The sequence below is a fragment of the Bradyrhizobium sp. 35 genome, assembly GCF_023073215.1.
Classification (GTDB): Bacteria; Pseudomonadota; Alphaproteobacteria; order Rhizobiales; family Xanthobacteraceae; genus Bradyrhizobium; species Bradyrhizobium canariense_D.
On record NZ_JADPJC010000027.1, the window covers coordinates 1 to 19,114 of the forward strand.

Here is a 19,114-nt window from a genome sequence, read left to right on the forward strand (position 1 = left end):
GCCGCCGCGAATGAGCATTTCCGCTTCGGCTCAGAAGCTGCCTCGAGGCAACTTCAGCTACGCGACCAGTTTACCAGCGACACCGGACATCACGGTGTCTGAGGCGCTCTTCGGCTTATTGCGTAGGCGTGCGCAGGCGCAAACAACGCCGATACGCGAAACGGCGGTGGGCCGAGCTGCCGCTTCCGAAGCCACTTTGTTCGCTCCAGCCGGTCCCAGCTCGCAGGGCCAAGCTCGCTTGCGAGCCCACGTCACAGACGAACAGCCTTCTAATGATGCCTGACCGGAATCAGCGAAGGCCCGTTCAGGTTAACCGGCAGTATTTCGAAGAGCACGTGCACCATGGGTGCATCCGTCTTGTTAAAGACAGTGTGGTTCATATCGCCAGATTCAAAGAAGAAATCGCCCGGGCCGTAAACTACAGCCTTGTCTGGCAAGACGTAAGTCATGTAGCCGGAGGTGACTTGGCGGATGCCGGGGCACTCGTGATTGTGCTCACCCACATGTCCGCCGGGCGCAAGCGTCAACTCGGTGACTCTGAGCTTGTACTTTCCATTGATCTCCTTGAGGAATCCTTCAAGTGGCGCCTCGAACTTGATTTTGGCGACCAAACCGTTGGTATCGACTTTGACTGGGCTTACGCCTACTTGCGCGCGCGCCTCGCCCGCCTGTCCAAGCAATGCCACGAACGGTACCGTTGCGAGAGCCAGGAGAAAATCGCGTCTGATGGCGTTTGGCATGATAAATCTCCTTTTCCGCCAGTCGACGTTAATGGCAATCGAAGCTGCAGCGTAAAGCGCTCGCCGAGCTCTAAGCTAGTGCGAAGACCGGACTACTTCCGCACCCCCGCGCGGCGTGATACGCTCAATCATGTACCGTTACGGCCAATATTGTCCCGTGGCGCGAGCGGCGGAAATCCTTGCCGACCGTTGGACTGTGCTCATCGTGCGCGAGCTGCTTGCCGACGTTAATCACTTCAACGAACTTGAGCGGGGTCTTCCTCACATGTCCCGCACGCTGCTTGCGGGACGGCTGCGGCGGTTGCAGCAAGCCGGCGTGCTGGAACGGCGCGGAGGCTCGCGGGGCAAGCACACTGAATACCGACTGACATCCGCCGGGCGCGACCTGCAATCGATTATCGACCAATTTGGCGGATGGGGAGCGCGCTGGGCTTTCGGTGATCCTCGGCCGAACGAACTCGATCCCGTCGTCCTGCTGTGGTGGATGCGGCGCCGCGTGCGCATCGAAGCCATAGGGAAACGCCGCGTGGTGATCCAGTTCGATTTCGGTGGCGGGCCGAGGCAGCGCTATTGGCTCCTGATCAAACGCGCAGACGTTTCGGTCTGTCTCAAGAACCCCGGCTTCGATATCGATGTGATTGTCTCGACGGACATCGTGGCGTTTTATAAAGTTTGGCTGGGGCGAGTAAGCTTCTCCGAAGCCTTGCATAGGCAGCAGGTCCGGCTGGAGGGGACGCCCGCCGACGTTCGCGCTTTCTCGGGGTGGTTTGCTTGGAGTCCCCTTGCGGACACGGTACGCGCTGCGCGGGCCGATCGGCGGACTGCGTCGTCCATCCAACGAGCGTCATCCAGGCTAGACTAGCCGAGAGGAGCACACGCTGAAGCTGTTGCGTCATTCCGTATGTCCGGGTAGGCCAAGGCCAGACTTAGACGGTTGCAGTAAGCAAGTGAGCGGCTATTGGGAACGACAACCCACGACTATCAACATATGGCTCTAAAGCTGCATTTGTATCGGATATCAGCCGTTGCCGAGCCGCATCGCTTGCTTGCGACACATGACTGGCCAGTGGCGAACCCGCAACATAGCTGGATACAAATCGTTCGACGGATGGAAACTCGATGGCACCGACCCTCCGTTGAACCGTGATGTCCTGAAAGTTCGCAGCAGCGACAAGTCGGCTCAGCTCATCGGCATCGGCCAGTCCAAATGGAGCTCGCATGATCGTGGCCGCCGCTGGACCGATGTGGCGCTCCAGTATTTTGGCTAATGATTCAAACCCGGGACTTCGATCAATGCCGCACCACACCATGAGGACGAGCCTTCCCCTTGAACATAGAACTCTGCGCATTTCGCGCAAAGCAGCTGGTCTGTCGGCGAAGAACTGGAGGCCCAGTTGGCAGTACACAATATCAAACGCGCTGTCAGGGGACGGCAGTTTGTCTGCATTGGCCTCCTGCCACTGAACCGAGGCAGCGTCATCGGCCATTCCAAGCGATCGTGCCACGTTCAACATGCCAGGATTGAGATCGATGCCCGTCACGACCCCGGTTGGGCCCACCTTCACCGCCGCGAGGCGCGCCACTATTCCAGTGCCGCAAGCAATATCGACTACGCGTTCGCCCAACTTCGGTCGAGCGGGGTCTATCAGGATGGTGGCCCATGGCGCAAACACAGCCGGGACCAACTCCCGTTCGTACACTTCGGGCGCACTACCAGCGACCTGCCACTGACCTTGCTGGCCCATCAGATGATGCCAAAAGGGCGTTCGCTCCTGCGCTTATAGCTCAACAGAGCGATGTCCGTCACGGGCAAGCGAATAGCCCTGCTTCTTATTGCTCCCGAACCCCTCCCTTCCTCAGCCCATCGAGAATGTCGTCGATCTCTCGACGAAACTGCGGGTTCGTTGACATTGAGTAAACAAGATCACGGTACCACTGGACCGTGAAGTTTGGTCGCAGTTTGTTCAATTCAGTCAAGCTCCGCTGTGCCTGTTCCAATTGCCCCGTGACTCCATAAGCCGAAGTCAGATCTACATAAGCGTACATGTGCGAGTTGTTCAGATTGACCGAGCGCCCGCATTCCTCGATGGCCTCTCCATATTGGTGCAAGTGCAAGTGTGCATGGCAGAGCCAGAAGTGCCATTGGAAAGCAAAAGGATCTCTCGGGCTGAGACGGAGAGCCAATTGGACCGGCGAGAACGCTTCGCGCGCGCGCCCGGAGGCGACGAGTGCAATTGCTTTAGCAGCGTAGGCAGCTGGATTATTAGGATCAATTTCGAGCGCCGCATCGTATTCAGCCAATGCCTCCTCAGGACGTCCAAATAGAAGAATGGTTCCCTTGGTCGTATGAGCACTCGCGCTTGCCGGGCTTTTGGACAGAACTCTGTCGATGAGGTAGATCGCTTGCTTTTTGTCTTCAACAACGGACGAAGACCATCGGTTGTTCACACCAGCCGCCAGACACCGCGCTTTGCCAATCATGGCTTCAACGTTGTCCGGATCGAGGCGTAGCGCGTTATCGAATAGGTCCATTGCCTGACCATTTTGGATCTTCGACTGCGGCCCATAGAGCTTTGCCCAGCCGCGCATCGTGAAGTCCGTGGCGTCTGGATTTCTCGATCGGTCCACTTCGCTGCGACGGCTTTCGGCTTGGATCAGTTCGATGTTAAGCGAGCGCGCGAGCCGCGCTGTGATCTGGTCCTGCAAGGCGGCGAGGTTCGTACGGTCGCCGTCGAAACGATCGGACCAGACGTCCCGACCGCTCGCGATATCCGTAAGTGATACGTTGACCCGAACCTGATCCCCGTTGCGCCGCACCGCGCCCTGGACCGCCCAGCGGATGCCAAGGTCCTTGCCGAGCGTCCTGAAGTCGATCTGCTTGTTCTTGTATGTAAACGCCGTTCCGCGTCCGATAACGAACGCGCCGGGCATTTGCGCGAGGTCGGTCGTCAGGTCGGTCGTGATGCCATCGGCGAAATAGTCCTGCTCCAGATCATTACTGACGTTTGCGAACGGCAGAATGACAAGTGACAAGCGGGGAGCAATGTCAGGCCGGGCAGTAGCTTCCCTCTGCGTCTGTTGCTTGTCCGGAAACACGTCGGTGCGGAGCGTCTTCCACACAGTCCAATAGCCGACGAAGCCACCCGCGATCGCACCGACAGCCGCAATCGAAGCGAGCGCCCCGCCGATCATTTGCATTCGCACCCGGAAGCGACCCTTAAATTTACGCCTCGATGCCGGTTGGTCCGGAGGCTCGTCGTCAGATGGCGCTTTGTTCAGTGGGTCACTATCGGATGCTGGTTTATTCGGTCGGTCGCTGGAGACTTCAGAGTCTGTCACCATTGCCTCCCCGCAGGGGCCAAACGCCCGGATGCTCGAACCTAGCAGAGTTTTGAGGTTTTGGTGGGTCAAGGTTGCTGACTAGGTTCACGGCCCTTACAAGTTGTTGCGGTGGTGTTGAATGGACGTCCGGTTCGCGTCAGAAGCTGCCTTCGAGCCAATTTCAGCTAGCGACCGGCTTACAGCGACAGTGACGCGCTCTTGCGATCATCCTTTTGCGCAGGCGCAACAACGCCGATACGCGAGACGGCGATGGGAGCGTGCCGAGCTGCCGCCTCCGACGCCACGTTGACAGCGGACCCGACGTTCGCTCTAGGAAAAATGAACAGTCCCGCTCGCAGGGTGAAGCTCATTTAGTGCGCCCGCTGTAAGACGCGGGCCAGCCTGCCGTTGAACACGATCCGCCGCCCACTGGATACGCCGCTTTGGAGCTGGAAGCTTCACTCAGATGTCGGGCCGGTCGAACGCCCCGCTCTTCGCCGCCCGCACGCATGATCAAGTTGACCGATGCGCGGCAGATCGCGCCTAACAGGTGGGTGCATCCGACCGAGGAGCGTTTATGCGCGACCCACGACCAAGTTTGCCGTTGAATTGACGACGCATTGGCGACGTTCTCGTTATCGCTCGCTTCACAGGATGTGGATCGTGGACCGATCAAGCGGCCCCTCAATGACGGCGCTTCTTCACGCCTGCGTCTTCGATGATCTGGCTGGCATCCGGCTCTTCGATTCCCGCGTCTATGTCCGGCGACCTGTTGCAGGCGCACGGATCACCGGCACCACACTGGCAGCCGAGCTCTGCGCTCCATGCCCGGTCCGGGTGGTTCTCGCAGACAAAGCCTAAACCAAAGCAGATGGGACAGTTGGGATCGGTCATGGCATGAAAAAGCGCGCGGGCCTTGCTCCAAAGATCGCAAGCATACCGCGCGCCTCGGTTGCGCCGCCAATTCTTTGCGAACCGCGGCGGCCGAATTGCCTACCTTGTCGACGGCCTTCCTCAGTTCGTCGTGGAGACGCCAGGTTGCTTGGTCCAGTACTTGCCTGGAACTCTTCATGCATGTTGATCTTGCTACGGTCGCGCTGGTCCCCACTGGTGAGATTGTCGCTCATCCCCTCCTCCATCGCCTGTACAAGCCGTTCATCGTCAAGAACGGTCAGCAGGTCATTGATCGTCTTTTCGCTGTCCCTCGGCCCAGGCTCGACATAGCGAGCCAGGATGGCTTGGGCTTCTTCTACCGCTCGGGTTACGCGATCCGGCATGCCGATACTCCACTCACTGGCAAGGAAAACGCCCGTAAGAACGGCGTGTTCCCAAAAGGAGGGCCTCCGGGAGAGCAGAGGCCTAGTCTGGGGAGGTTGCATATGCTTGGAGAACTTGACCTGCTGCGCCCCGTTCCTACCGCTGCGCATGAAGCTGGCGCCTCCGCGCTGATCGCTTAATCTGCGTTATGGGTGCGCTCGAGCAGGAGCCCTGCTCTCGTCCCCGTAGTGGGCTCGTCCTGCCTTTGGCGAGCAATGGTGAGAGGCTTCAATAGAACCCGTCTGCTTGGATCCTTGACGCATCAACGCCACCGCGTCTTCATCGCCCAGGCGGAGGCATCAGTAGCCCGCATGCAGTGGCGCCGAATGTACGTGAGCTATTTTTTGGATAACCCTTTGAACGAACTAGCGCGAAGCAGGCCTTCAGAGGTGATGTCCCGGTATTCAACGTCCGCAAAAAACTTCGGCTCGACCCAGGTGGCCTTCGGTTTCTTGATGCGCTAGTGAGCTTTTGCTTCGGGCTGACAACCGTATCAAGCGCCTTGCGGATCTCCGCCGATTTGGTCCGGCTCCAGCCCGTCCCGACCTTCCCCATGTAGCGCAGCTCTTTCCCTTCCTGCTTGCCGAGGTAGAGCGCGGCGACGCCGGACGGATCCTTGACCAAACCAACGACGGGGAATTTCTCGCGCTGCACCGTCTTGATCTTCTGCCAGGTCTCAACCCGCTCCGACCGGTACGGCGCATCAACCCGCTTGGAGACGATGCCCTCGTAGTTCAGCTTGCTGGCCGCCTCGAACAGCGCCTGCCCGTCACCCTCATGGTGCTCACTGTAGAAGATGGGAGCTTCCAGCCCGTTCTCGTCTATCAGCTGCTTCAGCAGCTCCTTGCGGGCAAGCTGAGCCATTCTGCGAACGTCCTTGCCGTCCAACCATAGAAGATCGAAGGCGAAGTAAACCAGCCGGTCCTGGTCGCCTCGGCCGAGGTCCGCCTGAAGTTCGGAGAAGTTGGTTCGCCCCTCATGGATGACCACCACCTCCCCGTCCACGATGGCCTGACCCGGAATGTCGAAGGCACCAGCAATGACCGAGAAACGGTTGACCCAGTTGTGGGCGTTGCGGGTAAAGGCTTTACGGGTGTCGCCGTGGATGTGGGGCTGGATGCGGTAGCCGTCGTATTTGACTTCGTGAATCCATTCAGCCCCCGAAGGAGCCTTCATCTTCAGGGTCGCAAGCTGGGGGCCGATAAAGCCCGGCATGGAAGCTCGCGGCTTCTTGGCCGGTGCTCGGGTACGCCTTTGCCACTAACGCAACTCACAAAAAGCCCGCCGTCCGTGGGGGGAGCCGACGACGGGGCACTCTACCTACCTTATTCACGACTCTCCAACCGCGAAGCTGAAGCGGCGTTCCCGGGCGTTCTCTCATACAACCGCAATCGCGATTCCAGGTTGTATTTTCAACGTCAACGAGAACGGCCGCCGAACAGGAAGCGAACGCTTGTGGTGAATCCTTCTCAGTACCGACGCCGCTGCGGCGCGGCCGGCCGGCGGGAGATCGGTGCCGACAACGCAGCTCGGCTTGGCGGGAGTTTGCTTGCACCAATGATTGGCTGCGGAGATGATGCGGAATGTCAAAAGCCATGGAGTTGATTGTCGCAGGTTATGTGCGGGGCAAGGATCGACGCGCTCTCGCACAATTGCTCGCGCATCGGCGCAGGATGCTGGGGCGAGCTGCAGGCCGTCTCGGGTATCGATCCCGCGAACGCCATTCAAGCCGTTCAGGACGAATTTGCTATCATCGAAGCGGGCTTGGAGGAGCTTAGGCCGCCGCCTGGCGCATTGCCCGAGAACGAGTGGAGCTAGGCAGCCCGCGTGGACGCGATAGTGCAACGATGACTGGAAGCTGACCGCATAAAATACGGGGATACCACATGCTCGTTCCTGATGAACCTGACTTGGCGTCGGCTTGCCTACACAATGCTGATCGGTATGCGCTCTAGGCTCGTCTGGCAGTAAGGGTGAGGCGGCTTTCGTCAGGAGGCCACGACCATGCCCAAAGAGATCGCTATAGCGCTCTGGTCCTTGGCTGCTGCAAGCGTAGTCGCATTCAGTATGGCGGCGCTCGTTGCGGCCCACTAGAAGAGACATAGACCCGCGAGCGTGAACCTCGGCAGAAGTGGCGCCGACCGGAGCTGCCTGCTATCTCCGTGCAGCGCCCCTCTCGCTCCCCAGCAAAGGCCCATGTCTCCGGCCAGACGTTTCACCGAAGCGATATACCTTGAGCCCGCGTTGACCATTTTGATCAGCGTCTGTACCTCGCCCTCTCTGCACCGCTTAGATTTATGATTTTGCACGCGCCACAGTCCTTCGCGCGCGAGAATAGCAAAACTGTTCCCGTTCTCGGAACTTCCCGCAAGATGGATTTCGGTTCCCCAGAAATTGTGTTGGCAAACGAGGCAAAGTTAGAGCAGAATTTTGTCACCGGGGCTGACTGCATATTTTACTTTCGATTTGACCCGGGCTTTTTTGGCAATGCGCGGGCCGCAGCGGTTTAAACCTCCCGCTGCGGCCTTCGTATTTGCGGTCCGGCTGAGAACCGGCACGCGATCAGCCACGAACTTGCTAAGAACTTATGCGAGGCAATATCCAGACGATGCCACCCACTCCCGTTCGCATCCGTAAGCACGAAGCTGTGCCGTTAACCGGCAGCTATGAAGTCAATTCGCCGATGGTCGGCCGAGCGTTTACTTCTATTGGGACGATATCGCGGGACGGCGGCTTGCACCGAACCTATTGACCGGGGCAGAAGCGCTTGAACAGGCCCGGGCACTCGCAAGAGCGGAGCTCGCCCACTATCGAGACCAGGAAGGATAGAAGAACGTAAGCTCGCGCGACTGGGGATTTTCCGGGTTGACCCAGCTCAGTGGAACCACAAGGAGCGGCGGCATTTCAGTCATCGCCCGCTCGCCGCCTGAGCTGGCGGAGCGGCCCCGGCCTACCCCACCAGCCCCCAAGCTGGGGCCGCCTCTCGGCCGTCCGTAGTATCGGAGTAAGTGTATGCGTTCCTCGCCCTCGGTCGTGCCAACCGACCGTCTCGACCGAGACATTTACATCGTGCTCGAAGACTTTGGCGCGCGCGCCGGCTGCGCCTGGCGCGAGACGGACGAACAGCACACCGATCTCGAAACAGTGCTGCAAGGCCTCCTCTCCGGCCAGTATGTCTATCCGGTCCGTATGGTGTGCTTCAACGCGAGCGTCGTCGTCAGCATTCACAATGCAGCGTGTCTATGATGCTCGCTTGATTGGGCGCAACTGTTCTTCTGTTGCTCGATGAGAATTGCATCGACCGGCTAGAGAACGAAATCGTGCGAGTCGCAGCGCTTCAGACTGCATAAGTTCGCCTTCTCGGCGTCGCCGAATCCGGCTGGCTTCGTAAAGGTTGCCACAGCGCGCGGCGGCAGATGTTCATCGGTCTCCGAAGAGCGCCGCTTCGATTACCTTCTTGGCCTCATCATGCTGCCGTAGCAGCCGAAGACCAATCGCCAGATTGACACTCAGAGACATCCGATTGTCGTCCCAAGCAGCTTCAGAGCCAGCGAACTTCTGTCGCATTTGCTCAAGAATGGCGATGGCTTCGGCAATTTGTGCGCGGAGTTCGCGGTTTAGTGTGCGGCGTTGGTTCGTCTCTGCCCAACGGGCTGCTTGGTCTATGCGAGCCTCTGCTGCCGCACCTGCCAAGTTTTCGTTATCGGGATAACGCCTGTGACGTTCGCTTGCGAAATCCCACCACGTCTCCGGCTCGCATCGGCTGCGCAAATAGTGGATTTTGGCCAAAGCCACGGTCGGGTCATCCGCTACGCTGTCCGTAATCAGCGACAGCGCACTATCCGCTTCGTTCGCCGCCGCCTCAACGGTGTCCATACTGCCGAAAACAAATCCTTGAGAAACACTGGCGCAAATAAATTCTGCCAAAGTAGTGCTAGGACGAAGTCGCACCTTCCTTCGCTGGGAAGCGGCGCAGAGCCCGTCGGCGATGGCCCGATTAACATTGAAGATACTTTCGTTAGGAGGATTGTGCGTGCTGATTTTGAGCTGCACGATTTTGCGTGAGGACTTAATTGCATCCTGGAAAGTGGCCAAATACCCATCAAGGGCTGCAAGCCACGTTGAAGCGTCAGTCGAACGAAGATCATTTTGCGCCGCCTGAACGAACAGGATAGCGGTCGCGTTTTGACCAAGCACCTCGGCCCTGGCGCAAGCTGGCGGAGGTGGTTCAGGTGGAGCTTCTGGAGGAGGAACAGGCTCAGGCAGCACGGCGGCCGGCTCGATGTCGAGCAGTGGCACCGCGAGCGGTGCGGGTGGTTCGCCCGGACCTAACACGAGCAATGCTCTCAACCATCAAACTACGGCAAATCGGCTGGGCAATCGCGCTAGGAATGAGAACAATGGCTCTTCTACCCCCGCCAGCGGCTACGTCAACGATCCTACGATGAGCAAGGCCGTGCAGAATTTGGGGAATACGAATACTGGTATTGTAGCGCTTAGCCGCTAGGCCTCCCCACCGGCGGGCGCCGCGCAATGAGCGCCCTAGGTAAAATTAGAACGGCTTCTATTTGTCAAAAGCACCGTACACGATGTTCGTCAGCGCTGTTCTGGTCGACTAATCTGTCCAGTTGCATCATAGACGTCATCGCCCACACACGCCAGGAATAGACACAACAATTGTCGCTGGGCTGCGATCACACTGCCCATGTTGCGGGATCGAACTCCCCGCATCATCCGAAGGGCGTTCACCGCATAGAAATGCAGCAGGCTGCAGATGCAAAACTTTTCGCCAAATGTGCTCCGCTGATTCCCGCTTGGACCCCGTGGCCGAACTATTGGACCCACCGGAAGCTGAGGTTGTGGCCCCGGGCTCCTAGACACCCCGGGGCCGCCCTGCTTCAAGGCTGCGCTTGTTGCCGGCCTATCTTTTTCTAGCGCCGATGCAGATCATGGCGCCGAGCTTGCGAAGCGCTGGTCCGCCAGCCGCCATGTCGTGGCGAACGGCCAGATCCAGGCGAGCGCCGACGTTCCCTCCTTCGCGTCCGTTGCGCGCAGGCCCGACTTCAGTTCAGAAAGACGCGCTTTTTTCCTGCTAGACCCGCACCCGAAGATGCCGAATTTCCCCTTGAGCCGGACTGAAGCCGGCGACATCGCGGCCTACATCGCATCGCTGCGTTAGCAGAGCGGCCGATGGCTCAAGGTACCTGCGACATATGCAAATCCCTGCCTGAGAACCGACAGGGGTCAGCAGAAAGCATGATGGGCGGCGAATGAGGTCCATTCGACGGCCATCATGGACCGGCACCAGTGGCGATATTCACGCCGGACAAGTCCAATCTGTGGACGCGGCGTGAACACACCGAGAATCAGGACTTGTCCTTACCCGGTTGCATGAGACTGCCGGTCATCTGGCGCATGTGGTCTCCGGCACTGGTGAACTGGCTGCGCAGGAAATCCGATTGGATTCGCATCGCCTCCTGAAGGTCGGTCGCATGGACGAGCTTGCGAGCATGCTCGAACGCCGACTTCATGTTCTGCTCGGTGAAAGCGAGCGCCTGCTTCGACACGTCCGCCCCCGCGCCCGGAACGGTCGTCATCGACTTGGTGGCGGCTTCGAAAAACATGCCGAATGCCTTTTCCGCCTGGTCAATCGTCTTCTCGGCCAGGTCGCGCAGTTCGGCCGGAACTTCGAGCTTCGGTTCGATCATGGTCGCACTCCTCCCGTTTTCAGAACTGAATACCACACTTGCCGGATCGCCTGCCAGCGTCCAGCCCCGGGGAAGTCGTCGCTTGGCGGCCGGCTTTGGCAGGAAATCGTAAGGCGGGGCGCGCGGGCCGGCTCAGGAAAGGGGGTGTTCGGGGAGGGTTTCTTCGGTGGCGAGGTCTTCGACGAGCTTGATGACCTCGAAACGCTGCCGGGGCGCGAGCTTCAGAAAGGCGCGGAGCAGGCGCAGGCTTTCGACGGTGCCGCTTGCGGGCGCGCCGAGCTTGAGGTGCAGCTCAGCTGCGAAATCGAGGTTCTTCATCTCGCACCTATGACAAGCATCGGACTTCGTGATCCAACATCGAGGTCCCAACTAAGAACCCAACGCCATAACCGGATGCCATAACCGGATGCCATAACCGGATGCTATGGCGACGGCGCGCCTTCGGCCGGGGGAAGCCCGGTGTGTTCGCACGCCGAGCTACATGTGCAAGCGCGCACCTGAACAGGTTGTAACTATGTCAAGAAACAACCCCTCCGGCAAGCCCAACGGTTGGCGCAGCGATGCTTCGTCTGCATCGCACCACGGCAATTCCGGATAACAGGAATAGGGCCCGCCGTCACCCACCTGCGTCAAGAAGCGGCATCGATCAGGCATACAGCCTCGATTGCCGTCAATCGACGCTGCGTTTCGTGTTGTTTCGGATCTGAATGGATGTTGGTGGACGCGAACCAGTGCTTCTTCAGCGTATACACGTAATTGTTGAGTCTGGCGTCGGCGGTTGTATCGTCGACGAAATAGGCGTCGATCTCGCGCTATGGATCGGCAGCCACAGCGCGTCCTTCTGACCAAGAGACAAACTATTACGTTTGGATTTCATCCAAACCCGTCCCCTCGAGCTCTTGGACTTGGACCCGCCTTTTCGCATCAGGATTCATCGGGCCCCATTTGTTTCCGGCCGTGAACCGTTTTCGAGGAGCAAACGACAAAGCGGAGGCGAAACAGTCACGCAGATCACGGGCGCCGTGGCCGATGCATTGATCGATTCGGGCGCCCCAGCACCAAAGGACGACGGCATGCTTTCTCGCTGCGATCTCATCAAGGGCGCCGCAGTCGCGCTTCTCACCTTCTCGACACAAAGCGCGTGGGCGCAGGAGACCAGGATGAACCTGTTCAAGATCGTCACCATCAAGGATGAAATCGTCGTCGGATTGTCGACGGAGGAGCTTCAGGCCCTCGGCGGCAATGATGCCAGCGCCGTTGCACATGCTCTGGCACAGAAGGGCGATCTCACCGTCTGGCAATACAACGTGCATCGCGGTCCGAACGGCGAATTGCAGCAGGCGCCGACCGCCAGAATCGGGCTTTTGGCCAACGCCTCGCTGCGGGTCGAGCCCTATGCCACGACCTACCAGATCCTACCGCATCCCTAAGCAGCGGACCGGCGCGCCCACGACCGTGGTCGCGGGCGCGTTGTCATCTTCGTTGCCCTGCACGCAGTCTCCCCGTTTCCGTCGCAAAGCCATAGATCAGTGCCAGCCGGTCCAGGCATTCACGGAAACGTCGGGCAAAATAGTCGATCCAGCGCTGCGTACGGACGGCGCGACGCTGGCCGATCTCGTCCATGGTCAGGCCCAGCACCAACACGTCGTGCACTAGCGCAGCGCCGTCTGTGCCGAGTTCGCGCTCGATCCGGTTCAGCCGCAGCACCGCCTGGGCCTGGCGTTGGCTCTCGGTGACCGGCTCGCGCGTACGCGCGCCATCGACATATTCGCGAGTCGGGTCCATTGCCTGAGGGCCTCGCTCGGCCCTCTCCCAATCGTCCTGGAAGGCGCGCCCGCCCCGATACTGCGCCTCGTCGATCTGATGGTGCGCATGCAGCCGGCCGAGCGGATCACTGCGGATCGACCGCACGGCTATGATCTTCTCGCCGGGATCGAGCGCCAGCGGATTGTCCACCTCGACTTCCGCCACCTCCGCATTGAACGGTATCTCACGTGAGCGTCGGTCGTAGACATTCGCCAATTTAAAGGACCTGTTGCGTCGGACACGTGCCACTCGGATACTCCTTGCGAAATTGACGATTGAACGGGCGGTCGTGAGGTCAGGCGGCAGAGACCAGCCTCAGCACGACGGGGCCGGAGACGCGGGCGGATCCAGCCCCGGCGCGGCGCGTCAGGCGCGCATGCGGCGTGCAATAGCTCGAGCCCGGCTCACTTGGATGGCCGCAGAAGGTAATCTCCTCCCCGTCCTTGTCGCCGCCATAGGGATAGCGACAGTCCTCGGCAGCGAGTTCGACCAACGGGACCAGGCGCGGCTGGACGCCGACGCAGCGCAATTTGACCTGCGCGGCAGGCTTCATCGCGGATTTCGGCGGCAGGTTCAGTAACGCGGGACGGTGCGGGAGGCTAAGACAGGCTCCAGACGGCAGCACCGGCACGATCGATGGACTCGTCGTCCGCACCTGCACGATCAGCCCGAGCCGCTTGGCGCGGCCGACCACCGCGTTGCGCGTGTAAGCCGTTCCGAACCTTGCGTTAATCTGTCTTCCGATCTCCGCATAAGACATCCCCTTGAGAAAATAGTCGCGAAGCGCGTCGGAGTGCTCCGACGGCCAATGAGCCGGTTCCATGCTGCTGTCCTGTGATGCGCCTCCTCCGATCGCACGACCGCCCAAGGCGGAGCCTACATTCCGGTATTCCGAAGTCGAAGTCAAGCGATAATTCTGATATTCATAATTGCATCAATTCCGAATTTCGGATTACAAGAGACGGACGATGGACAATCGAGGGAATCACCATGTTGGACGCTGCAATGATCGAACGGGGCCTGGAAAAGACGGGCAAGAGCAAGGGCGGCCTGGCGGCTGCCATGGGCGTACGCCCCGGCGCTGTCTCGGAGATCCTCGGCGGCGAACGCCTGGTGAAGGCTTCGGAAATCATTCCGATCATGGAATATCTCGAGCTCAATCTCGCGCCGATCATGGGCCGCGTCGGGGCCGGTGCCGTGATCGAGCCGGATTATGAGCAGGTTCCCCCCGAAGGCCTTGGCGACATCGCGCTGCCCTTTCCGATCATGGAGGAGACCATCGCATTCGAGATCGTGGGCGATTCGATGCTGCCCAAATACGAGAGCGGCGACGTAATCGTAGTCTACAAGGACCAGCGCCATCCGCTGTCGAGCTTCTACGGCGAGGAGGCCGTGGTCCGGCTCAAGACCGGCGAGCGCTATCTGAAGACCATCGAACGAGGCAAATCCCCCTCCGTCGTCAATCTCAGCAGCTTCAATGCCAAGCAGATCGTCGGCGTGAAACTGGAGTGGGTCGGCGAGATCTGCCTGTCCATGCCCAAGGGGCAGCTGGAGCGGCTGCGCGCCAAGTCGGCGCGCCCGCGCAAGAGGAGCAAGTAGGCTGCAACTTCCGTTTTTACGAAATTCATCTTGAATTGATTCCGTTTTTCGGAAATACTCTGCCGTGCCCGACCGTGGGCACGGCAGGATCGTTTCATGCAGTATTTCGTCGTGATGATCGACTATGGGCGCCGCGGCCGCGAGGCAGTGGTCGACCCTGAAATCACCAGGCGCGAGGTCATTTCCCGCGTTGCCTCAGGGGAATATCGGAATATCTCGTTCATCCAGGAAATCGTGGAGAATTCGGTCGAAGACGTGACCGAGGCGATCCTCGCTGAGGCTGCCCTGCCCCGGATCCCGCCCGAAGAAGTCGACCTCCAGGCTCTCCGCCTCGATCACGCCCGCGATCTGCGCAAGCACGAGCGGACGTGACGTAGACCTAGGGCCGGCCTTTCCGGTCCGATCGAATCGGAACGGGCTCTGGATTTCTTATTTTGACGCGTTTTCTTTACGCGAACCGGAATCCAGTTCGCTCGAGACGCTCTGCCAGCCTGCGCCACAGCCCGGTCGGAGATCACACCGTGAGGACGGTCGATCCCGTGGTCTTGCGCGCGGCGAGATCGGCATGCGCCTTGGCGGCGTCCTTCAGTGGATAGGTCTGGCGCACCTCGATCTTGACCGCGCCGGACTTGACGACATCGAACAGCTCGCCCGCCATCGCGACCAGGCTCTCACGCTTGGCGGCGTAGGTGAACAGCGTCGGCCGGGTGACGTAGAGCGAGCCCTTCTGCGCCAGCAGACCGAGATTGAGCGGCTCGACGGCGCCGGAGGACGCACCGAACAGCGCGGCGACGCCGAGCGGCGCGAGGCAGTCGAGCGACTTCAAGAACGTATCCTTGCCGACGGAGTCATAGACCACCGGCACCTTCTTGCCGCCGGTGATCTCGTCCACCCGCTTCACGAAATCCTCGCGGCTATAGATGATGACATGGTCGCAGCCATGCGCCTTGGCGAGCTTGGCCTTCTCGTCGTTGCTGACGGTGCCGATCACGGTTGCGCCGAGATGCTTGGCCCACTGGGAGAGAATCAGGCCGACGCCGCCGGCGGCCGCATGCAGCAGGATGGTGTCGCCGGCCTTCACCCGATAGGTCTGCCGGATCAGATATTGCGTTGTGAGCCCCTTCAGCATCATCGCCGCCGCGGTCTTGTCGTCGACACCGTCCGGCAGCTTCAGCAGTCGGTCGGCCGGGATCAGCCGCGCCTCGGAATAGGCCCCGAGCGGCGAGGCGCCGTAGGCGACGCGATCGCCGGGCTTCAGATCGGTGACGCCAGGCCCGACCTCCTCGACGACGCCAGCAGCCTCGCTACCAAGCCCACTCGGCAGTTGCACCGGGTAAAGGCCCGAACGATTGTAGATGTCGACGAAGTTGAGACCGACGGCGGTATGGCGGATTCGTGCCTCGCCTGGTCCGGGCTTGCCGACACTGACTTCTTCCCAGACCAGCACTTCCGGACCACCAGTCTTGTGAAAGCGAATGGCATGCGTCATGGGCGTTGCTCCCTTATCGTTGAGGTCGAGTCCGAATATCGGATCGGGCTTTGAAATAGGTATTTGCTCCACCCGTCACAGTACAGAGACGTAACAAGAATGTCACAGCGAACGACAAACCTCCGCCGTTCCGCCTCTGTTCGAAAGAGTTGATGTCGGCCTTTCGCCGGCCGGCAGTAGCCTTCGCGCGGGTTTGGAGGTCGTCTGCGAAGGAGAGCCGAGATGCCAGCTTATGTACAGCATCATCAGGATATCGAGATCGCGCCTGTGATTTGCCCTGCTTGCATGGGGTTCCTTCCAATGTATGTGCGCGAGGTCGAACCGCATTGGAGTCTTGCCAAGATCGACTTCGTCTATGAATGCGCCGATTGCGGCGCCGAGGTCAGACAGACGATCCGCAAGCCGGAGTTGCTGCGGCACTGATCCCGCGGCCGGTTGGCCGCCCGACTATTTGCGTTGAGCGAAAAAAACGCCCATTCGCGCGGGTCTGGCCTCTCCCAAACGAGGCTTGTTCTTTGCCGTGAACGCAGGCAGAACAAGCCTCAATCAAGACCTTTGGGAGCGCCTTTTCGTGGCTGAACAGAAGCCCTCGACAGCGATCGAGGCGGTGGAGAGCGGCCTCGCCGCTCAAGGCTACATCGCGAGCCGGCAGATCGCGACCGCCGTCTATTTGTCGCAACAGATCGAGAAGCCGATCCTGGTCGAAGGACCCGCGGGCGTCGGCAAGACCGAGCTTGCCAAGGCGATCGCGGCCTGGCGCGGCCTGAAGATGATCCGCCTTCAGTGCTACGAAGGCCTCGACGAGGCCAAGGCGCTCTATGAATGGAAATACGCCAAGCAGCTTCTCTACACGCAGATCCTCAAGGACAAGCTCGGGGAAGTCCTCGGCGGCGCGCAGACTTTGCACGCTGCACTTCATCAGCTCCACGATTTCGGCGACGTGTTCTTCTCCAAGGAGTTCGTCGAGCCGCGGCCGCTGCTGCAAGCGCTGGAGCAGCCGGGCGGCTGCGTGCTCCTGATCGACGAGATCGACAAGTCGGATGCGGAGTTCGAATCGCTGCTGCTGGAAATTCTCTCCGACTTCCAGGTCACGATCCCCGAACTCGGCACCGTCTCCGCGATCACGCCGCCAACGGTGATCCTCACCTCCAACAGCGAGCGCGATCTCGGCGACGCCCTGAAGCGGCGCTGCCTGCATCTGCACATCGGCTTCCCCGAGCAGCGGCTCGAGGAGCGCATCGTCGAGAGCCGCGTCCCCAACATTTCGCAGACGCTGCGGCGGCAGATGGTCGGCTTCATCCACGAAATCCGCTCGCTCGACCTGAAGAAGCTGCCTTCGGTCAGCGAGACCATCGACTGGGCACGCGTGCTGGTGCTCTTGCAGGCCTCGGAGCTCGACACCGAGATCGTCAAGGACACGCTCAACGTGCTCCTGAAATACGAGGCCGACATCGAGGCGGCTCAGCCTCAGATTACGACCTTCATTGCCAAGGCAGCACGATCCAACGTCTTCGGTTGACCCCGATGCGCGAGAATATCCATCGTTTCTTCCGTGCCGCACGGGGCGCCGGGGTCCATGTCTCGCCGGCCGAAAGCATCGATGCGATGCGTGCGGTCGCGCAGGTCGGCGTCTCCGACCGGACCATCCTGCGCGATGCGCTCCTTCTGACGCTCGCCAAGTCGCAGGACGAAAAGCTCGCGCTCGGAGACTGTTTCGATCTGTTCTTCAGCCAGCCGGAGCCGCGACAGGAACAGCCTGAAGCCGACAGCAACTATGTTTCGGAGGACGCGGATCAATCTCCGTCGTCGGGCGCGGCCAGCGATGCGAGCGCCGGTTCGCCTCCCGCAGAATTGGGGCCCCTCGCGCAGATGCTGCTGTTGCAGGATCGCAACGCGATCACCGCCGCGATCGCCAGCGCCTCAGGTGCGGCCTCCCTATCCGACATCCGCTACTCCACCCAGCGCGGCATCTTCTCCAGCCGCATCCTTGACGCCATGGGGCTCCAGCGGCTGCGCGACGATCTCGAGGAGCTGACCGCGACCAATCCGGCACTGGCCGAGCGGCTTCGCGCCGCGCTCGATGCCTTGCGCGAAGCCGTCCGCGACACCGTCGCGCAGGGGCTTGCGCTCTATGCCCGCGAGGAAGCTGAAAACCTCCGCAACGAGATTCTTCGCAACGCGCCGCTTGCCCGCATCGAGCGCCGCCATGTCGCGGAGATGCGCGCTCTCATCCGCCAGATCGCACGTCGCCTGCGCGAGCGCTATTCGAAACCACGCAAGCGCCAACGGCGCGGTCATCTCGACGTCCGCCGCACGCTGCGCCGCAATGCCGCCTGGGGCGGCATCCCCTTTCTCACGGCCTGGAAGCGCAAGCATCGCGATCGGCCGAAGATCGTGGCGCTCTGCGACGTCTCGGGCTCGGTGGCGCAGGTCTCGGATTTCTTCCTGCTCCTGATCCACTCGCTGCACGAGGTGGTCGACGACGTCCATTCCTTTGCCTTCTCCTCGCATCTGATCGAAGTCAGCGACATCCTGGAATCGAAATCGCCGGAAGAAGCGATGGCCGAGATCATGTCCAAGGTCGGCTTCGGCTCCTCCGACTACGGCTCGTCGCTGGTCGATTTCGAGAAGGAGTTTATGAGCACGCTGACGCCGCAGACCACGGTGATCGTGCTGGGCGATGCCCGCAGCAACAATCTCGATCCGCGCGCCGACATCCTGCGCCGCATCTCTGAGCGCTCGAAGCGACTGGTGTGGCTCAATCCCGAAGGACGTCTCGCCTGGGGCTTTGGCGATTCCGAGATGCCGCGCTATGCGACCTTCTGCAGCGTGGTGCGCCAGTGCGCCACCGCGCAGCAGCTCGAGCGCGCGGTATCCGATATTGTGGCGACTTATCAGTAGGCCTTACCCACAGCCGACGTCAGTTTCGCCCCAGCTCCGTCTGAGCCACATTGCACTCCCGGAAATGATAGGCGATCTCGTCAAGCGCGCGCTGCTCCCATTCCTGAGCTTGCGCAAGCCAGAAAAGCCGGCGCTGCAAATCAAGCGCGGCACGCTCCCGGCACAGGGATTCCTGACTGCGAATTTCGACCAGCCTGTTCATGCACTCCACTCCTGCCGTGTGAAGCCATTCC

At 60.4% G+C, this 19,114-nt stretch carries 21 protein-coding genes and 2 pseudogenes; 10 read left to right on the plus strand and 13 right to left on the minus strand.

Features of this window, described 5'->3' with window-relative positions:
• Positions 1 to 269 precede the first annotated feature (269 nt).
• The gene (locus IVB36_RS04960) at positions 270 to 740 is read right to left on the minus strand and encodes a cupin domain-containing protein (RefSeq protein ID WP_018456658.1); all 471 of its coding nucleotides are present in this window, start codon (positions 738 to 740) and stop codon (positions 270 to 272) included.
• A gap of 130 nt (positions 741 to 870) precedes the next feature.
• Between IVB36_RS04960 and IVB36_RS04965 the strand changes: the two genes are divergently transcribed.
• Complete coding sequence (locus IVB36_RS04965; RefSeq protein ID WP_247372407.1) at positions 871 to 1,602, plus strand: helix-turn-helix domain-containing protein; 732 nt, start codon at positions 871 to 873, stop codon at positions 1,600 to 1,602.
• Between the two features lie 64 nt (positions 1,603 to 1,666).
• Here the strand turns inward: IVB36_RS04965 and IVB36_RS04970 are convergent, their stop codons facing one another.
• The 4 genes from IVB36_RS04970 to IVB36_RS40355 all read right to left on the minus strand — a co-directional run bounded on the left by IVB36_RS04970 (position 1,667) and on the right by IVB36_RS40355 (position 5,133).
• Positions 1,667 to 2,485 (minus strand): methyltransferase domain-containing protein, encoded by an 819-nt coding sequence (locus IVB36_RS04970; protein WP_018456660.1) that lies wholly within the window; start codon positions 2,483 to 2,485, stop codon positions 1,667 to 1,669.
• Between the two features lie 85 nt (positions 2,486 to 2,570).
• Positions 2,571 to 3,938, minus strand: coding sequence for a tetratricopeptide repeat protein (locus tag IVB36_RS04975; RefSeq protein ID WP_018456661.1), 1,368 nt, complete (start codon positions 3,936 to 3,938; stop codon positions 2,571 to 2,573).
• 807 nt (positions 3,939 to 4,745) lie between these two features.
• Complete coding sequence (locus IVB36_RS04980; RefSeq protein WP_247390841.1) at positions 4,746 to 4,934, minus strand: hypothetical protein; 189 nt, start codon at positions 4,932 to 4,934, stop codon at positions 4,746 to 4,748.
• Positions 4,849 to 5,133 (minus strand): DUF3606 domain-containing protein, encoded by a 285-nt coding sequence (locus IVB36_RS40355; RefSeq protein ID WP_247390805.1) that lies wholly within the window; start codon positions 5,131 to 5,133, stop codon positions 4,849 to 4,851. Before IVB36_RS40355 ends, IVB36_RS04980 begins: the two co-directional genes overlap by 86 nt.
• Between IVB36_RS40355 and IVB36_RS04990 the strand changes: the two genes are divergently transcribed.
• Positions 5,132 to 5,518: a hypothetical protein gene (locus tag IVB36_RS04990; protein WP_247390807.1), complete on the plus strand. Its 387-nt coding sequence runs from the start codon at positions 5,132 to 5,134 to the stop codon at positions 5,516 to 5,518. The genes IVB36_RS40355 and IVB36_RS04990 overlap by 2 nt on opposite strands.
• Positions 5,519 to 5,657: 139 nt before the next feature.
• On the opposite strand, the gene IVB36_RS04995 is transcribed toward IVB36_RS04990, so the two are convergent.
• Complete coding sequence (locus IVB36_RS04995; protein WP_247390809.1) at positions 5,658 to 6,593, minus strand: RNA ligase family protein; 936 nt, start codon at positions 6,591 to 6,593, stop codon at positions 5,658 to 5,660.
• A gap of 1,797 nt (positions 6,594 to 8,390) precedes the next feature.
• On the opposite strand from IVB36_RS04995, the pseudogene IVB36_RS05000 reads away from it, so the two are divergent.
• Positions 8,391 to 8,585 (plus strand): annotated as a pseudogene (locus IVB36_RS05000) (hypothetical protein); the annotation flags it as partial.
• Positions 8,586 to 8,798: 213 nt separating this feature from the next.
• Here IVB36_RS05000 and IVB36_RS05005 read toward each other — a convergent pair.
• Positions 8,799 to 9,713 (minus strand): hypothetical protein, encoded by a 915-nt coding sequence (locus tag IVB36_RS05005; RefSeq protein ID WP_157642978.1) that lies wholly within the window; start codon positions 9,711 to 9,713, stop codon positions 8,799 to 8,801.
• Positions 9,714 to 10,314: 601 nt separating this feature from the next.
• Here IVB36_RS05005 and IVB36_RS05010 point away from each other — a divergent pair.
• Positions 10,315 to 10,557 (plus strand): annotated as a pseudogene (locus IVB36_RS05010) (cytochrome c); the annotation flags it as partial.
• 187 nt (positions 10,558 to 10,744) lie between these two features.
• Here IVB36_RS05010 and IVB36_RS05015 read toward each other — a convergent pair.
• Positions 10,745 to 11,086 carry a phasin gene (locus IVB36_RS05015; protein ID WP_018456669.1) on the minus strand — a complete coding sequence of 114 codons (342 nt, stop codon included), beginning with the start codon at positions 11,084 to 11,086 and terminating at the stop codon, positions 10,745 to 10,747.
• Between the two features lie 132 nt (positions 11,087 to 11,218).
• Positions 11,219 to 11,404 carry a hypothetical protein gene (locus tag IVB36_RS05020; protein ID WP_247297873.1) on the minus strand — a complete coding sequence of 62 codons (186 nt, stop codon included), beginning with the start codon at positions 11,402 to 11,404 and terminating at the stop codon, positions 11,219 to 11,221.
• Between the two features lie 755 nt (positions 11,405 to 12,159).
• On the opposite strand from IVB36_RS05020, the gene IVB36_RS05025 reads away from it, so the two are divergent.
• Complete coding sequence (locus IVB36_RS05025; RefSeq protein ID WP_026233220.1) at positions 12,160 to 12,516, plus strand: hypothetical protein; 357 nt, start codon at positions 12,160 to 12,162, stop codon at positions 12,514 to 12,516.
• Positions 12,517 to 12,559: 43 nt separating this feature from the next.
• Here IVB36_RS05025 and IVB36_RS05030 read toward each other — a convergent pair whose 3' ends face one another.
• Positions 12,560 to 13,141: a hypothetical protein gene (locus IVB36_RS05030; RefSeq protein ID WP_247390811.1), complete on the minus strand. Its 582-nt coding sequence runs from the start codon at positions 13,139 to 13,141 to the stop codon at positions 12,560 to 12,562.
• Between the two features lie 46 nt (positions 13,142 to 13,187).
• Complete coding sequence (locus tag IVB36_RS05035) at positions 13,188 to 13,715, minus strand: GcrA family cell cycle regulator (protein ID WP_247375646.1); 528 nt, start codon at positions 13,713 to 13,715, stop codon at positions 13,188 to 13,190.
• A 167-nt stretch (positions 13,716 to 13,882) separates the two neighbouring features.
• Here IVB36_RS05035 and IVB36_RS05040 point away from each other — a divergent pair, with 167 nt between their 5' ends.
• Complete coding sequence (locus tag IVB36_RS05040) at positions 13,883 to 14,491, plus strand: S24 family peptidase (RefSeq protein WP_007612810.1); 609 nt, start codon at positions 13,883 to 13,885, stop codon at positions 14,489 to 14,491.
• A gap of 96 nt (positions 14,492 to 14,587) precedes the next feature.
• Positions 14,588 to 14,863, plus strand: a complete 276-nt coding sequence (locus tag IVB36_RS05045) for a hypothetical protein (RefSeq protein ID WP_085395314.1) — start codon at positions 14,588 to 14,590, stop codon at positions 14,861 to 14,863.
• A gap of 142 nt (positions 14,864 to 15,005) precedes the next feature.
• On the opposite strand, the gene IVB36_RS05050 is transcribed toward IVB36_RS05045, so the two are convergent.
• Positions 15,006 to 15,980: a quinone oxidoreductase gene (locus tag IVB36_RS05050; RefSeq protein WP_247297903.1), complete on the minus strand. Its 975-nt coding sequence runs from the start codon at positions 15,978 to 15,980 to the stop codon at positions 15,006 to 15,008.
• Positions 15,981 to 16,202: 222 nt separating this feature from the next.
• Between IVB36_RS05050 and IVB36_RS05055 the strand changes: the two genes are divergently transcribed.
• The 3 genes from IVB36_RS05055 (at position 16,203) to IVB36_RS05065 (ending at position 18,881) form a co-directional block, all read left to right on the plus strand.
• On the plus strand, positions 16,203 to 16,403 hold the full coding sequence (locus IVB36_RS05055) for a hypothetical protein (RefSeq protein ID WP_007612817.1): 201 nt from the start codon (positions 16,203 to 16,205) through the stop codon (positions 16,401 to 16,403).
• A gap of 148 nt (positions 16,404 to 16,551) precedes the next feature.
• Positions 16,552 to 17,499 carry a MoxR family ATPase gene (locus tag IVB36_RS05060; RefSeq protein WP_085395396.1) on the plus strand — a complete coding sequence of 316 codons (948 nt, stop codon included), beginning with the start codon at positions 16,552 to 16,554 and terminating at the stop codon, positions 17,497 to 17,499.
• Positions 17,500 to 17,504: 5 nt separating this feature from the next.
• Entirely contained in the window at positions 17,505 to 18,881 is a 1,377-nt protein-coding gene (locus IVB36_RS05065; RefSeq protein ID WP_018456678.1) for a VWA domain-containing protein, read from the plus strand.
• Positions 18,882 to 18,900: 19 nt separating this feature from the next.
• Here the strand turns inward: IVB36_RS05065 and IVB36_RS05070 are convergent, their stop codons facing one another.
• The gene (locus IVB36_RS05070; protein WP_018456679.1) at positions 18,901 to 19,083 is read right to left on the minus strand and encodes a hypothetical protein; all 183 of its coding nucleotides are present in this window, start codon (positions 19,081 to 19,083) and stop codon (positions 18,901 to 18,903) included.
• Positions 19,084 to 19,114 lie beyond the last annotated feature (31 nt).

Coding starts and splice junctions, on each gene's coding strand:
- IVB36_RS04995 (WP_247390809.1), bottom strand. CDS start 6,593: ATGCCGGGCTTTATCGGCCCCCAGCTTGCGACCCTGAAGATGAAGGCT.
- IVB36_RS04965 (WP_247372407.1), top strand. CDS start 871: ATGTACCGTTACGGCCAATATTGTCCCGTGGCGCGAGCGGCGGAAATC.
- IVB36_RS04975 (WP_018456661.1), bottom strand. CDS start 3,938: ATGCAAATGATCGGCGGGGCGCTCGCTTCGATTGCGGCTGTCGGTGCG.
- IVB36_RS05070 (WP_018456679.1), bottom strand. CDS start 19,083: ATGAACAGGCTGGTCGAAATTCGCAGTCAGGAATCCCTGTGCCGGGAG.
- IVB36_RS05065 (WP_018456678.1), top strand. CDS start 17,505: ATGCGCGAGAATATCCATCGTTTCTTCCGTGCCGCACGGGGCGCCGGG.
- IVB36_RS40355 (WP_247390805.1), bottom strand. CDS start 5,133: ATGAAGAGTTCCAGGCAAGTACTGGACCAAGCAACCTGGCGTCTCCAC.
- IVB36_RS05050 (WP_247297903.1), bottom strand. CDS start 15,980: ATGACGCATGCCATTCGCTTTCACAAGACTGGTGGTCCGGAAGTGCTG.
- IVB36_RS05015 (WP_018456669.1), bottom strand. CDS start 11,086: ATGATCGAACCGAAGCTCGAAGTTCCGGCCGAACTGCGCGACCTGGCC.
- IVB36_RS05035 (WP_247375646.1), bottom strand. CDS start 13,715: ATGGAACCGGCTCATTGGCCGTCGGAGCACTCCGACGCGCTTCGCGAC.
- IVB36_RS05040 (WP_007612810.1), top strand. CDS start 13,883: ATGTTGGACGCTGCAATGATCGAACGGGGCCTGGAAAAGACGGGCAAG.
- IVB36_RS05020 (WP_247297873.1), bottom strand. CDS start 11,404: ATGAAGAACCTCGATTTCGCAGCTGAGCTGCACCTCAAGCTCGGCGCG.
- IVB36_RS04960 (WP_018456658.1), bottom strand. CDS start 740: ATGCCAAACGCCATCAGACGCGATTTTCTCCTGGCTCTCGCAACGGTA.
- IVB36_RS05055 (WP_007612817.1), top strand. CDS start 16,203: ATGCCAGCTTATGTACAGCATCATCAGGATATCGAGATCGCGCCTGTG.
- IVB36_RS04990 (WP_247390807.1), top strand. CDS start 5,132: ATGCATGTTGATCTTGCTACGGTCGCGCTGGTCCCCACTGGTGAGATT.
- IVB36_RS05045 (WP_085395314.1), top strand. CDS start 14,588: ATGCAGTATTTCGTCGTGATGATCGACTATGGGCGCCGCGGCCGCGAG.
- IVB36_RS04970 (WP_018456660.1), bottom strand. CDS start 2,485: ATGGGCCAGCAAGGTCAGTGGCAGGTCGCTGGTAGTGCGCCCGAAGTG.
- IVB36_RS05025 (WP_026233220.1), top strand. CDS start 12,160: ATGCTTTCTCGCTGCGATCTCATCAAGGGCGCCGCAGTCGCGCTTCTC.